At 67.8% G+C, this 13,519-nt stretch carries 12 protein-coding genes; 5 read left to right on the top strand and 7 right to left on the bottom strand.

Features of this window, described 5'->3' with window-relative positions; translation table 11 throughout:
• Nucleotides 1–9 precede the first annotated feature (9 nt).
• Nucleotides 10–684, bottom strand: a complete 675-nt coding sequence (locus JF781_RS18940; protein ID WP_225329367.1) for an allophanate hydrolase subunit 1 — start codon at nucleotides 682–684, stop codon at nucleotides 10–12.
• Nucleotides 685–789: 105 nt separating this feature from the next.
• Nucleotides 790–1,797, bottom strand: a complete 1,008-nt coding sequence (locus JF781_RS18945) for an ABC transporter substrate-binding protein (RefSeq protein WP_225329368.1) — start codon at nucleotides 1,795–1,797, stop codon at nucleotides 790–792.
• A gap of 227 nt (nucleotides 1,798–2,024) precedes the next feature.
• On the opposite strand from JF781_RS18945, the gene JF781_RS18950 reads away from it, so the two are divergent.
• Nucleotides 2,025–3,416: an MFS transporter gene (locus JF781_RS18950; RefSeq protein WP_225329369.1), complete on the top strand. Its 1,392-nt coding sequence runs from the start codon at nucleotides 2,025–2,027 to the stop codon at nucleotides 3,414–3,416.
• 2 nt (nucleotides 3,417–3,418) lie between these two features.
• On the opposite strand, the gene JF781_RS18955 is transcribed toward JF781_RS18950, so the two are convergent.
• Nucleotides 3,419–4,687: a DNA polymerase domain-containing protein gene (locus tag JF781_RS18955; RefSeq protein WP_225329370.1), complete on the bottom strand. Its 1,269-nt coding sequence runs from the start codon at nucleotides 4,685–4,687 to the stop codon at nucleotides 3,419–3,421.
• Between the two features lie 58 nt (nucleotides 4,688–4,745).
• On the opposite strand from JF781_RS18955, the gene fadD2 reads away from it, so the two are divergent.
• Complete coding sequence (fadD2, locus tag JF781_RS18960) at nucleotides 4,746–6,434, top strand: long-chain-fatty-acid--CoA ligase FadD2 (RefSeq protein ID WP_225329371.1); 1,689 nt, start codon at nucleotides 4,746–4,748, stop codon at nucleotides 6,432–6,434.
• Between the two features lie 3 nt (nucleotides 6,435–6,437).
• Here fadD2 and JF781_RS18965 read toward each other — a convergent pair whose 3' ends face one another.
• Nucleotides 6,438–6,800 (bottom strand): ATPase, encoded by a 363-nt coding sequence (locus JF781_RS18965; RefSeq protein ID WP_225329372.1) that lies wholly within the window; start codon nucleotides 6,798–6,800, stop codon nucleotides 6,438–6,440.
• Between the two features lie 557 nt (nucleotides 6,801–7,357).
• Here JF781_RS18965 and JF781_RS18970 point away from each other — a divergent pair.
• Complete coding sequence (locus JF781_RS18970; RefSeq protein ID WP_225329373.1) at nucleotides 7,358–7,666, top strand: hypothetical protein; 309 nt, start codon at nucleotides 7,358–7,360, stop codon at nucleotides 7,664–7,666.
• A gap of 125 nt (nucleotides 7,667–7,791) precedes the next feature.
• Here the strand turns inward: JF781_RS18970 and JF781_RS18975 are convergent, their stop codons facing one another.
• The 3 genes from JF781_RS18975 to JF781_RS18985 form a co-directional block, all read right to left on the bottom strand.
• Entirely contained in the window at nucleotides 7,792–10,002 is a 2,211-nt protein-coding gene (locus tag JF781_RS18975) for an acyl-CoA dehydrogenase (RefSeq protein WP_225329374.1), read from the bottom strand.
• A gap of 92 nt (nucleotides 10,003–10,094) precedes the next feature.
• Complete coding sequence (locus tag JF781_RS18980; protein ID WP_225329375.1) at nucleotides 10,095–11,225, bottom strand: alpha/beta hydrolase; 1,131 nt, start codon at nucleotides 11,223–11,225, stop codon at nucleotides 10,095–10,097.
• A gap of 1 nt (nucleotide 11,226) precedes the next feature.
• On the bottom strand, nucleotides 11,227–11,877 hold the full coding sequence (locus JF781_RS18985) for a TetR/AcrR family transcriptional regulator (protein ID WP_225329376.1): 651 nt from the start codon (nucleotides 11,875–11,877) through the stop codon (nucleotides 11,227–11,229).
• Between the two features lie 96 nt (nucleotides 11,878–11,973).
• Between JF781_RS18985 and JF781_RS18990 the strand changes: the two genes are divergently transcribed.
• Together JF781_RS18990 and JF781_RS18995 are read left to right on the top strand one after the other, a co-directional pair.
• Nucleotides 11,974–12,555 (top strand): VOC family protein, encoded by a 582-nt coding sequence (locus JF781_RS18990; RefSeq protein WP_225329385.1) that lies wholly within the window; start codon nucleotides 11,974–11,976, stop codon nucleotides 12,553–12,555.
• Between the two features lie 35 nt (nucleotides 12,556–12,590).
• Nucleotides 12,591–13,139, top strand: coding sequence for a hypothetical protein (locus tag JF781_RS18995; RefSeq protein WP_225329377.1), 549 nt, complete (start codon nucleotides 12,591–12,593; stop codon nucleotides 13,137–13,139).
• The last annotated feature ends 380 nt before the right edge of the window (nucleotides 13,140–13,519 follow it).

The following is a 13,519-nucleotide window of genomic DNA, read 5'->3' on the forward strand; positions in this document are numbered from 1 at the left end:
CGCTTCGCCTCAGACGGCCCGGAACTGAACCCACATGCCCTGCATCAGCAGCGCCGGGTCGGGGCGTTGCAGATCCCACAGGACCGCGTCGGTGTGGCCGATGAGTTGCCAACCGCCCGGTGACCGGCGCGGGTAGACCGCGCTGAATTCGCCGGCGAGGGCGACGGAACCGGCCGGCACGGCGGTCCGCGGCTCGGGGCGCCGGGGCACCCGCAGTCGTGGGTCGCCGTCGACCAGATACGCGAAACCGGGTGCGAATCCGCTGAATCCGACCCGCCACAGGGTGGCGGTGTGGGCGTCGATCACCTGGGGGATGGTCAGCCCGGTGTGGCCGGCCACCTCGGCGAGGTCGGGGCCGTCGTAGACCACGTCGATCACCACGTCGGCGCGGCGCTCGGACGGGGCCGGCTGCGCGCCGGTGACGCGCATCGTGCGCAGCCGCCGGCGGATGACACCCTGGCGGCGGGGGCCGTCCAGCTTGACCAGCACGGTGCGGGCCGCCGGCACGACGTCGATCACGCCCGGCATCGGCTCGGAGCGCAGCGCGGCCGCCCACGCCAAAACCTCTGCGTTACTTCCACATTGCACCATCAGCGCGCGATCACCGTAGTCCAGGACGGTGTTGCCGGCCAGCTCGGTCGGCAGGTCGTGGGCCAGGTCGCCGCTAAGGTCCGTCACGCTCATTACTCGACGGTAACCCCGGGGTCGGCGCTCGTGCGAGGGGCGGCGACGGGATTTTCGAGCACTGCCAGAACTGCCTTAGCAAACGCTCAAACAGCCGGGATGCGGCTAGCCCAGGATTTTGGTGAGCAGCGGGGGCAATTGGTCGGCGACCAGGGGGTAGCTCAGCGGTGACGCGAAGGCGATCGCGCCGGCGAGTTCCGCGGTGGTGAAGATGTGGCGGTTCTGCGCGGTGGTCAGCGACCCGGCCACCTCGGGGTCGGCCAGCAGGGCCTTCTGATCGTCGGGGTTCCGGGTCGTCCAGATCACCACGTCGGCCGAATCGAGCACCGACTTGATGTGATCGCGCGGGATGACGGCGCGCTGGTCGGCGCCGAACGGTTTGATGCTGTCGGCGATGACCAGCCCCATCTGATTCAGGAAGTCCGTGCGCCAGCCCGCCATGGTCGCGACGACGGTCCCCTGCGACAGCGCGCCGCGCATCAGCAGCGCCTTCTTGCCGGTCCACTGCGGGTTCTTTTTGCCGACGTCGGTGAACTTCTGGTCGACGCCGTCGACCAACGTCTTCATCTGGTCCGCCTGGAACACCGCCTGTCCGACGGCCGCGGCCTGCTCTTTCCACGGCTCGAAGAAGGCGTCCCCGTCGGATTGGGCCACGGTCGGGGCGATCGCGGACAGCTTCTGATAGGTGTCGGCGTCCAGGCCGGCGTTGACGGCCACGATCAGGTCCGGTTTCAGGCCCGCGATCTGGTCGACCGGGATGCCGTTGTCCAGGTTCAATACCACCGGCCGCGCGCCGCCGAGCTTGGGCGCGGCCCACGGCCAGACCGCGAACGGCTGGTCACCGAACCAGTTGGTCACCGCGATCGGCACCACACCGACGGCAAGCAGGTCGTCCTGCTCGGTGTAGCCGGCGCTGACCACGCGCTTGGGGGGTTCTTTGACGACGGTCTCGCCGAACAGGTGGGTCAGGGTCACCGATCCCGGCCCGCCGCCCCCCGGCGGGGGCCGGCCTGACGAGCATGCCGCCGACAGCGCCGAGGAGCCGGCGATCGCGGCGACGCCGGAAGCCCCTGCGAGCTGCAAGAATCCCCGTCGATTCCATCCCTGTCGCATCGCGTGAGAGTATCGCGTTCCGCCCGCGCGAAGGCACCGCCGCGCTGCTGAGGCCCGGCATCGGCGCCGCGCGCGGGCCTCGCGTTGCGGAGTTCTGACAAACCGTCCCCGGCCGTTGCGATTTCTGCGTATCGCCCACGTAACTGTGCACACCCGGACCGGTAACAGTGCGTCTTTAGCGTCAGGTGGTCACCGCCCGCGCCTAACCCACAAGGGAGTCCCACCAGATGACCACGACCCTCGACCCGGCATCGCAGCCCGCGCCGACGCGCGAGCGTCACACCGGACGGCACTGGATCGACGACTGGCGACCCGAAGATCCGGAGTTCTGGGAGGCGACCGGCAAGCCGATCGCCCGCCGCAACCTGATCTTCTCGATCTTCGCCGAGCACGTCGGGTTCAGCGTGTGGATGTTGTGGAGCATCGTCGTGGTGCAGATGACCGCGGGCGCGCACGGTTTGCCCGCCCCGTCCGGCTGGGCCCTGACCCCCAGCCAGGCGCTGTGCCTGGTCGCCATCCCCAGCGGCGTCGGGGCCGTCCTGCGGCTCCCGTACACCTTCGCGGTCCCGGTCTTCGGTGGCCGAAACTGGACGACCATCTCGGCGGCGCTGCTGCTGATCCCGTGCCTGCTGCTGGCCTGGGCGGTGAGCCATCCCGGCATCCCGTTCGCGGCCTTGGTGGCGATCGCGGCGACCGCCGGCTTCGGCGGCGGCAACTTCGCCTCGTCGATGGCCAACATCTCCTTCTTCTATCCGGAAAAGGACAAGGGCTGGGCGCTGGGCCTGAACGCGGCCGGCGGCAACGTCGGCGTCGCCGTGGTGCAGAAGATCATCCCGCCGATCGTCATCGCCGGCGGCGGGGTGGCCCTGTCACGCGCGGGACTCTTCTACGTGCCGTTGGCCGTCGTGGCGGCCGTCTGCGCGTTCCTGTTCATGAACAACCTCACCGAGGCGAAGGCCGACGTGAAGCCGGTGTGGCAGTCGCTGCGCCATCCCGACACCTGGGTCATGTCGCTGCTCTACGTCGGCACGTTCGGGTCCTTCATCGGCTACTCGGCCGCCTTCCCGACCCTGCTCAAGACGGTGTTCGGCCGCGGTGACATCGCGCTGACCTGGGCCTTCCTCGGGGCCGGCATCGGATCGGTGATCCGGCCCTTGGGCGGCAAGCTGGCCGACCGGATCGGCGGGGCGCGCATCACCGCCGTCAGCTTCGCGCTGCTCGCCCTCGGGGCGGCGGCCGCGCTGTGGTCGGTGCGGGCGGTCAACCTGCCGATGTTCTTCGCCAGCTTCATGTTCTTGTTCGTCGCCACCGGCATCGGCAACGGTTCGACCTACCGGATGATTTCGCGGATCTTCAAGATCAAGGGCGAGCTGGCCGGCGGCGATCCCGACACCATGGTGCAGATGCGCCGCCAAGCCGCCGGCGCGTTGGGCGTCATCTCGGCGGTGGGCGCCTTCGGCGGCTTCATCGTGCCGCTGGCCTACGCCTGGTCGAAGTCGGAGTTCGGCAGCATCGAGCCGGCGCTGCGCTTCTACATCGCGTTCTTCCTCGCCCTGCTGGGCGTCACCTGGTACTGCTACCTGCGCAAGCACAACCCGGTCACGCGGGTGGGGGTGTAGTTCTACGGCCGCTGCTTGCCGCCATAACCCTCCCAAGGGCTGTAGTCGGCGATCAGTTCTTCCTGCGGGGGCCGCTGGTCCTGCGGAACGTGCTGGAGGTTGATCCGGATCCGGTACCAGATCGAGCTGGGCCCGCGCATGCCGTCGACGAGGACGTCGGCGGGCTGCAGCCGTGCGGCCACCGCCGGATAGCGGTCGCGCCAGGTGTCCAGCGCCGCCATCGCCTCGTCCTTGGTCTTGGTGCGGGCGATCTCGATCAGCGGCATCGAGGATTGGCGCCGGCCGCCGGTGCCCTTGTGGCGCGTGCCCGACCCCCTGGGCGCCCGCTCGGGGGGCCCCATCTCCTCGGCCAGCACCAGCAGCCGATCGAGCTCGCCGACGGCATCATCCATTCCCTCCCACGGGTCACCGATTTCGGCGAACCGGCCGGGCACGGTATCGATGGTGAACGCCTCGGGCCGGCAGCCGGCGACCTCGTCCCAGTGCAGCGGCGTCGAGACCCGGGCGTCGGGGGTCGCCCGCACCGAATAGGCCGACGCGACCGTGCGGTCCTTCGCGTTCTGGTTGAAGTCGACGAACACGCCCTCGCGTTCTTCCTTCCACCAGCGGCTGGTCGCCGCCTCGGGCACGCGCCGCTCCACCTCCCGGGCGACGGTCTGCGCGGCCAGCCGCACCTGGCGGAACTCCCACCGGCGGGCGATGCGGGCGTAGATGTGGAAGCCGCGCGACCCCGACGTCTTCGGCCACGCGGTCAGGCCGTAATCCTCGAGCACCTCGCGGGCCACCAGCGCGACATCCACGATGCGCCGCCAGGAGACCCCGGGCATCGGATCCAGGTCGACGCGCAGTTCGTCGGGGTGATCGAGGTCGTCGGCGAGCACCGGGTGCGGATTCAGGTCGACGCAGCCCAGGTTTACCGCCCAGGCCAGCCCGGCGGGGTCGTGGATGACCGCCTCCGCCGCGGAAGTGCCTCGCGCGTAACGGAGTTCGGCGACGTCGACCCAGTCCGGCCGTTTCGCCGGGGCGCGTTTCTGGAACACCGCCTCTTCCGAGATGCCCTTGACGAAGCGTTTCAGGATCATGGGGCGCCCGGCCACGCCACGCAGCGCGCCGTCGGCCACGGACAGGTAATAGCGGACCAGGTCGAGCTTGGTGTACGGGCCTGAGGTTTTGTCGCCGTCCGCGCGGGGGAACACGACCTTGTCCGGATGGGTGACGGTGACCTCGCGCCCGGCCACCTCCAGCAAAACCGGACGGGTCATGCGGTTCATGTTAATTCGCCAGAATTTTCTGGCCGTGCTGAGACGGACGTCACATATGGTGGATTCCATGCCTAACCTCCTCGGCCTCCCCGGTCAGGCCTCTAAAGCCGTAGCAAAACTCCACCAGTACGTCGAGCGGGGCTCCGCCGAACTGCACTACGTGCGCAAGATCTTCGAATCGGGCGCGTTCCGCATCGAGCCGCCGCAGAACTACGCCGCGATGGCCGCCGACATCTACAAGTGGGGCGAGTTCGGCATGCTGCCCTCCCTCAACGCGAGGCGCCATCCCGACCGCCCGGCGTGCATCGACGAAGAGGGCGAATTCTCCTACCGCGCACTCGACGAGGCGGCGCACGCGGTGGCCAACGGACTGATCGACATGGGCGTCAAGGGCGGCGACGGCATCGCCATCCTGGCCCGCAACACTCGCTGGTTCCTGATCGCCAACTACGGCGCCGCGCGGGTCGGCGCCCGCATCATCCTGCTCAACAGCGAATTCTCCGGCCCCCAGATCAAAGAGGTGTCCGAGCGCGAGGGCGCCAAGCTGATCATCTACGACGACGAATACACCAAGGCCGTCAGCAAAGCCTCGCCGGAGCTGGGCAAACTGCGGGCGCTGGGGACCAACCCGGATAGCGACGAGCCGTCCGGCAGCACCGACGAGACGCTGGCCGACCTGATCGAGCGCAGCAGCAAGGATCCCGCCCCCAAATCGGCCAGGCACGCCTCGATCATCATCCTGACCAGCGGGACCACGGGCACCCCCAAGGGCGCGAACCGCAGCACCCCGCCGACCCTGGCGCCGGTCGGCGGAATCCTGTCGCACGTCCCGTTCAAGGCCGGCGAGGTGACGTCGCTGCCGGCGCCGATGTTCCACGCGCTGGGTTATCTGCACGGCACGATCGCGATGTTCCTGGGCTCGACGCTGGTGTTGCGCCGCAAGTTCAAGCCGCCGCTGGTGCTGCAGGACATCGAGAAGTACAAGGTGACCGCGATGGTCGTCGTCCCGGTCATGTTGTCGCGCATCCTCGAAGCGGTCGAGAAGATGGACTCCAAGCCCGACCTGTCCAGCCTGAAGATCGTGTTCGTGTCGGGATCGGCACTAGGGGCCGACCTGGCGGAACGCTCACTCAAGGACCTCGGCCCGGTGATCTACAACATGTACGGCTCGACCGAGATCGCCTTCGCGACCATCGCCGAGCCCAAGCACCTGCAGTACAACTCGTCGACCGTCGGGCCGGTCGTCAAGGGCGTGCGCGTCAAGATCTACGACGACAACGGCAAGGAGCTGCCGCAGGGCGAGGTCGGCCGCATCTTCGTCGGCAACGCCTTCCCGTTCGAGGGCTACACCGGCGGGGGAAAGAAGCAGATCATCGACGGCCTGCTGTCCTCGGGCGACGTCGGCTATTTCGACGAGAACGGCCTGCTCTACATCAGCGGGCGCGACGACGAGATGATCGTCTCCGGCGGTGAGAACGTCTTCCCGGCCGAGGTCGAGGACCTCATCACCGGGCACCCGGACGTCGTGGAGGCCACAGCGATCGGCGTCGATGACAAGGAGTGGGGCCACCGCCTGCGCGCGTTCGTGGTGAAGAAGGACGGCGCCGACCTCGACGAGGACACCGTCAAGCACTACGTGCGCGATCACCTGGCCCGCTACAAGGTGCCGCGTGAGGTCGTCTTCCTCGACGAACTGCCGCGCAACCCCACGGGCAAGATCCTCAAGCGCGAGCTGCGCGAAATGGAGATCGACTAAGCCTCAGCGGCGCTCTTTGATGGCCCGGGTGATCTGGGCCGTCAGCTTCGGGTCGACCAGGAGCTGGTCGATCAGCGCGGTGAGCACCTCTTGTCCGGTCACGCGGGCGACGCCCAGCCGATCGGCCGCTTCGCGCTGCCAAATGTCGAGGGCCCGGTGGGTGGCCGCCGCCAGGTCGACGGTCCGGCGGGTCCGCTGGGTGCGGCCCGGTTGGTTGGCCGATGGCTGGCCGGCGACGCGCTGGCCGCGCTGCTGCCCGAGACTCAGGCGCTCGGTCGGCGCGGCGTCTCCGGTGGGGCCGGCGGCCGAGTTGGGGGCGCGAAAGGAGCCGGCGCTGGGTCCGTTGGGACTGGGCTTGAAGTTCACTTCGGTGTCTTCCTCCGTGAGTGCGAAATCAGTAAATCAGCGCTCGTCGCCTCTATGTCAATACTGATTCTCTCACCGACGCCACCCTAAGTCGCGTCGCCGGGCCGCGGACGGCCCGGTGGGACGCCGGCGGATTTGCGAGCGGTCGCCGGCCTCCGAATGCAGGCGCAAGGGCAAATTCCCTAAGATAGCTGCACAGGCAAAAGGCGTCGGGTGGCGTTGCATTAGCCCCCATTCGTGGTGACGGCATTCCGAGACAAATCAGTGCATCTGCGAATGTGCAAATTCAGACTTCAGTAAATACGTTGATCGCTGTCAGTAGATCAGTAAACCGGCTATTAGCTGCAGAGATACCGCTGATTCCCGGCCGCGTCTCAGTATCCGCGGATAAATGAATCGCGGAGACGCGCATTGATAAACCGTGCCTTAGATTGCGCCAATTCCGAATGAATGTTGCGCAATTCACACCGAAAATATGCCGAATTCGCTTGTTTGCTTGGAAATGTCCGGTTAGCGTTTTAAGCATCGATATCAAGTCTTTGGAAGGAGCGCCCTCGATGATCTCGTCACCATCGTTACGCGGCGCGGCCGTAGGTGTTGTCAGCGCCGGGGCCGTGGCGGGCGCGCTGCTGTTCGGCGGCGCCCCCGTGGCTCAGGCCGCCCCCGGCCCGAGTCCCTCCACAAGCTTCCCCAGTGCCGGGCCGCAGAGCGGACCGGGCTTCATTCCCGACCGCCCCGGCGGTCGCGGATGGGGCGGCCATGATGGTCGGGGACATGGCAATTGGGGGCACGGTGGCTGGAACCACGGCTGGGGTCACGGGCCCGGCTACTGGAAGCCCCAGCACTGGTGGAACTGGTGGTGGTGACCACCATCTCCGCGCGGTAGCCGGCCATCGCCGACACGCCAACCCTCGGGATGGGCGGCCCGCGTATGGGGGGATCCATGCCGGCCTGACTCAGTCAGGTCGGCATGGCCCTTTCTGCGTCCGGTTTACGGATCGCGCGGGAGTCCCAACAAACGTTCGGCGATGATGTTCAGCTGCACCTCGGACGTGCCGCCGTAGATGGTGGTCGCGCGGCTGGCCAGCAGGTACTCGCCCCATTTGCCGGGCAGTTGGTCGGTGTCGCCGACCGCGGCGTCGGTGCCGAACGAGGAGACCGCGAATTCGGCGTAACCCTGCCCGGTGCGCATCGACAGCAGCTTGGAGATCGCCGCCGACGGCATCGCGTCCCCGCCGGCCAGGGTCAGCAGCGTGGAGCGCAGGTTCAGGACCTTGGCCGCATGACCCTCGGCGATCAACTGACCGGCGCGGTGCCGCGCGACCTGATCGAACTGCCCGTCACGAACGAACTCGACAAACTGCGACAGCGTGGCCAGGAAGTTCGCCTCGCTGCTGCCGATCGACACCCGCTCCGCGGTGAGGGTGTTGCGGCTGACCTCCCAGCCCCGGTTCACCTCGCCGAGCACGCATTCGTCGGGCACGAAGACGTCGTCGATGTAGACGGTATTGAACATCGCGTTGCCGGTGAGCTCGCGCAGCGGCTTGACGTCGACGGCCTCGCTCTTCATGTCCAACAGGAAGTACGTGATGCCACTGTGTTTCGGCGCGCTGGGGTCCGTCCGCGCGAGCAGCGCGCCCCACTGTGAGAACTGCGCCGCGGTGGTCCAGATCTTCTGCCCGGTGATGCGCCACCCCCCGTCGGTCCGGGTGGCCTTGGTGGTCAGGCTGGCCAGATCCGAACCGGCGCCCGGCTCGGAAAACAGCTGACACCAGAGCATTTCGCCGCGGAAGGTCGGCGGCAGGAACCGCTGCTTTTGCTCGTCGGTGCCGAACGCCACGATCGACGGGACGATCCAGGTGGCGATGCCGGTCTGGGGCCGCTTGACGCGCCCGGAGGCGAATTCCTGGGCGATGATGATCTGCTCCACCGGCCCGGCGGCCCGGCCCCACGGCCTGGGCAGATACGGCAACACCCAGCCGCCCTCGGCGATGGCGACCTTGCGCTGGTCGCGCTCGATCTCCTTGAGGGCCGCCACTTCGGCCCGGATCTCCGCCCGCAGCTTCTCGGTCTCGGGATCGAGGTCGATGTCCACCGCGCGCATGCCGGTGGTGGTCGCGGTGTCGACGACCTTCTGCGGGTAGTCCGAGCTGCTGCCGAAGGAGGCCGCCAGCATCAGCGCCCGGCGGTAGTACACGCCTGCGTCGTGCTCCCAGGTGAAGCCGATCCCGCCGTGCACCTGGATGCAGTCCTGCGCGCACCGTTGAGCGGCCGCCGGCGCCAGTGTCGCCGCCACGGCGGCGGCGAACTCGACATGGGAACCGGCGGTGTCCCACCGGTTTTCGCGGGCCTCGTCGATCGCGCGGGCGGCATCCCACACCGCCGCGGTGGCCCGCTCGGTGTCGGCGATCATCTCGGCGCACTTGTGCTTGATGGCCTGGAACTGGCCGATCGGCCTGCCGAACTGCTCCCGGATCTTGGCGTAGTCCGACGCGGTGTCGGTGGCCCAGCGCGCCACGCCGATGGCTTCGGCGGACAGCAGCGTCGTCATCAGCGCGTGCGCGGTGCCCATGCTCAGGTTCGTCAAGACGACGTCGTCGCCGACCTCGACCGCGTTGGCGCGCACGTCGGCGATGGGTCGCAGCGGGTCCAGGCTTTTCACCGGTGCGATCTCGAGTTGGTCGGCGCGCAGCACCACCCACGCCTCGCCGCTGTCGATCGCGACGGGGAGCACCAGCAGCGAGGCCTGCGCCGCGGCGGGGACCGCGCGCAGTTCGCCGCGGATCACCAGCGAATCACCCTGCCGGGTGGCGGTCAGCGCGCAGCAATTCAGGCCGTAGGCGGCGATCTCGGCGCCGGATGCCAGCTCCGCGAGCACCTTCGCGTCCGGGTCGTGGGCGGAGATCAACGCGCTGGCGATCGCCGACGGCACGAAGGGGCCCGGCACCGCCCCGTAACCGAATTCCGCGAGCACGATGGCCAACTCGAGGATGCCGAAGCCCTGCCCGCCGACGGATTCGGCCAGGTGCACCCCCTGCAGGCCCTGCTCGGCCGCGGCCTGCCAGTACGGCGGCGGGTTGACCAGCTTGTCCAGCGGCGTCTCCATCGCCTCGTGCAGCGTCTCGGACGGCGCGATGCGCGCCACCAGCGAACGCACTGAATCGGCCAGTTCTTGGTGCTCGGGATTTATCGCGATCGGCATTGGTCGCCTTCCGTTGCTGCAGGACGCCGTGTCGGCCAAGTACCTTCCAAGCTAACAACCAGTCGGTTGGTTGACGAGACGGGCCAGAATTCTCAGCGCCACCGCTTGCCGATCCATCCGGCGATGGTGTCGGCCTGCTCGCTGCGGGCCCCCGGGGTGGTGAAGTAGTGATCGGTGTCCACCGACGCCTGGGTTTTGTCGGTGGCGGCGAGGGCGTCGAAGATGCGTTGCGCGTCAGAGGGAAACACGCCGGTGTCGGCCTCGGCGTTGATCACCAGGGCCGGACAGCTGATCCGGGCCAGGTGCGGTTCGGCCCGGGTTTGGGCCACCCGCAGGCTCCACATGCCCAGCCAGTTGCGCAGCGTGCAGGCCGCCGCGATGCCGTGCGCCGAGCGGTTCGCCTTGACCGGGACGCCCGCGTAGCACATGTTGGGCTGCCGTTTGGTCGGCTCGATGCCGGCATCGACCATGCGGGGGTCGGCCCAGGTGCGCATCACCGAAAACGGGCGATCGGAAAACCCTGCCGCGCGAACGCGTTTGAGCTCCCGTTCGGCCCAGTCGGTGATGGCGTGGTTGCGCGCGACCTGCGCGCTGCGGTACCGGGCGAGGAATTCCGGGGCGTAGGGCGGGCCGTTGCGCTCGTTGAACAGGTCGAGGTCGGCGTCGGTGGCGACGGGATCGTTCTCGTCGACGACGGCGGCGTCCATCCAGGCGGTGAGCACGTCCGGCCGCCCGGGATGGGCGGCGGTGGCCACATAGCCGTCGGCGGGCGGCAGCTCGGTCACCCCGGCCGCCGGGCGCATGCCGTCCAGCGGCGTCACGTTGGGCTCGATGGCCTGCGACTGGTAGGCGGCCATCAACGAACCGCCGCCCGAATTTCCCAGTAGCACAACGGTTTCCACTCCCTGAACCTCGCGCAGCCAGCGCACCCCGACGCCGATGTCCACCAGCGCGTGGTCGAGCAGAAAGCTGCTCTCGAAGCCGCGGAACCTGGTGTTCCAGCCGAGAAATCCGATGCCGCGAGTGGCCATGTAGTCGGCGAGATAGTGTTCGGAGAAGTCGATTTGGTAGTGCGTGGCGATCATCGCCACCTTGGGTTTGCGTCCCACCCCCCGGTGATACAGCCCCTGGCACGGGTGCCCGCCGGCGCCGGCGCGCCCGGCCGTGCGCGACGGCAGTCCCACGAACTCACGGATAACTCCGGCACCGGTACGACGAGTCAATTCAGCGGTCCCCCTGATCGGCGTAGATGGCCCGGTAATAGATGTTGGCCAAGGTTTGGATGCAGGCCTGGTCGTCGGGTTCGCCGGAACGTGCCGAACCGAGCTGGATGTAGCAGAACTGGTTGAACATCGCCACGATCGCCTCGGCGATCAGCTGCGGGTCGTCGTCGCGGCAACGGCCCTCGGCCTGCGCGCGGCGGACCGATTCGGCGATGAAAGATATTGGTATCGAGCAGATTTCGGCCCAGTACTGGGCGAAGTCGTCGTTGATCATCGCCAGCTGTGACACGCTGATCACCTCGGCGAGCCGGTTGCGGTAGGTGTTCCAGTGCGCCGCGGCCGCCCCGTAGGCACGCTCACGATCGGTCAACCCGTGTTGGGTCACCGACACCGCGCGCTGGTTGGCCTCGTCGCGGAAGCGCAGCGCCCACTGGCGCACCATCGCCTCTTTGGATTCGTAGTAGTTGTAAAAGGACGCCGCCGAGCGGCCGGCCTCCGCCGCGATGTCGGCGATGGTCGTGGCCAGGACACCTTTGCGTGCGATCACCGTCCGGGCGGCCAGATCGATCGCGGCCTGCGTCCGCCTGCCGCGATGCGTGGGCAGCTCCGCGGGCGGCCCGCGCCGGTCAGCAGGGGATGGCGCGGTAGACACCTGCGCACCTCCCTGGGCCAAAACTAAATCTGATGTTAGATTCAGATTCGGATCTTGGCCAGGCTCGTCGAGCCGGGAACCGAGGGGAGCCGCACGATGATCAAGCCGCACAACACCAACACGGAATTCGAACTCGGCGGGATCAACCACGTCGCCCTGGTGTGTTCGGACATGGCCGAAACCGTGGACTTCTACAGCAACATCCTCGGCATGCCGCTGATCAAATCGCTCGATCTGCCCGGCGGGGCGGGCCAGCACTTCTTCTTCGACGCCGGCAACGGCGACTGCGTCGCCTTCTTCTGGTTCGCCGACGCCCCCGACCGGGTGCCGGGCATTTCGTCGCCCGGCGCCATCCCGGGCATCGGCGACATCACCAGCGCGGTCAGCACGATGAACCACCTGGCCTTCCACGTGCCGGCCGAGAAGTTCGACGCCTACCGCCAGCGACTCAAGGACAAAGGGGTGCGGGTCGGCCCGGTGCTCAACCACGACGAAAGCCCCATGCAGGTCTCGGCGACCGTGCATCCCGGCGTCTACGTGCGTTCGTTCTACTTCCAGGACCCCGACGGCATTACCCTTGAGTTCGCCTGTTGGGTGAAGGAATTCGAAAGCGGCGACGCGAAGGCCGTGCCCAGGACCGCGGCGGACCGCCGCCCCCCGGTGGGCGCCGGCCGCTGAGCGCGCCGCTGCGAGCGAGCCGGAGGATGCGAGGTATGACCGACGGCATTTTGACCGACGAACAGATCGCGGCCCTGACACCCGGGCAGCGGCGCGACCTCATCTCCCGGTTGGAGCGGCCCCTGGGCGACGTCATCGACCCTGACTTCCTGGCCCGGGTGCGGCGCGTCCGGCTGAGTTTGATGATCGGCGGCGCCATCGCGATGGTTCCGTGGCTGGGGTATTTGGCCGTGACGCTGCCCGAGAAGTACGTCGCCCACAACTGGCCGGTCACCTGGATCGGATTCGACGTGCTGCTGGTCGCCTTCATGCTGACCACCGCCGCGCTCGGGTATCTGCGTCGTCAGCTGCTGGTGCTCGCCGCGTTCACCACCGGGGTGCTGCTGATCTGTGACGCGTGGTTCGACCTCATGACCGCCGGGCCCAAGGACGTGTGGCTGTCGGTGATCACCGCGCTGCTCATCGAGGTGCCGTTGGCGGTCTTCATGATCTTCAGCGCTATGCGCATCATGCGGCTCACGATGATGCGCTTGTGGCTGCTGCGTCCCGGCATGAGGCTATGGGATCTGCCGCTGTTCCCCTGAGGCCGTAAGGGTTTGGCCCGAGCGAGGCTCGAGGGCCGAACAACTGTATCCCGAGTTGCGGACGTAGAGAGTCGAATCGGCGACAAATCGTCGCGAATTGACCCTGCCGGGCGTCGCCGCGGCCGTCGGAGGAGAAAAGATTACTGCACCGCCGGCGATCTCGCGGCGGAATTCGAGTCTTGACAAAACCGCGAAATCTTCGCCCGCGTCAGCTAGCGTCCACACCAGCCACACAGGGGGTATGAGCGGCGGGGTAGTAAAGCCAACCGTCGGAAAATGCCAAGCGCGACACACGTCGACGATCCTCGAAAAGCCAAGCGCCAACCGTACTTCCAGCACCCCCAGACCGCCCCGCACACGTCGTCGTCTCACAGCACAAG

Origin of the sequence: Mycobacterium sp. WUMAC-067 (assembly GCF_020217485.1) — a bacterium.
Classification (GTDB): Bacteria; Actinomycetota; Actinomycetes; order Mycobacteriales; family Mycobacteriaceae; genus Mycobacterium.

Bases quoted from the DNA above. Each gene is read 5' to 3' on its own strand.
- JF781_RS18940 (WP_225329367.1), bottom strand. From the start codon at position 684: ATGAGCGTGACGGACCTTAGCGGCGACCTGGCCCACGACCTGCCGACC.
- JF781_RS18945 (WP_225329368.1), bottom strand. From the start codon at position 1,797: ATGCGACAGGGATGGAATCGACGGGGATTCTTGCAGCTCGCAGGGGCT.
- JF781_RS18950 (WP_225329369.1), top strand. From the start codon at position 2,025: ATGACCACGACCCTCGACCCGGCATCGCAGCCCGCGCCGACGCGCGAG.
- JF781_RS18955 (WP_225329370.1), bottom strand. From the start codon at position 4,687: ATGAACCGCATGACCCGTCCGGTTTTGCTGGAGGTGGCCGGGCGCGAG.
- fadD2 (WP_225329371.1), top strand. From the start codon at position 4,746: ATGCCTAACCTCCTCGGCCTCCCCGGTCAGGCCTCTAAAGCCGTAGCA.
- JF781_RS18970 (WP_225329373.1), top strand. From the start codon at position 7,358: ATGATCTCGTCACCATCGTTACGCGGCGCGGCCGTAGGTGTTGTCAGC.
- JF781_RS18975 (WP_225329374.1), bottom strand. From the start codon at position 10,002: ATGCCGATCGCGATAAATCCCGAGCACCAAGAACTGGCCGATTCAGTG.
- JF781_RS18990 (WP_225329385.1), top strand. From the start codon at position 11,974: ATGATCAAGCCGCACAACACCAACACGGAATTCGAACTCGGCGGGATC.
- JF781_RS18995 (WP_225329377.1), top strand. From the start codon at position 12,591: ATGACCGACGGCATTTTGACCGACGAACAGATCGCGGCCCTGACACCC.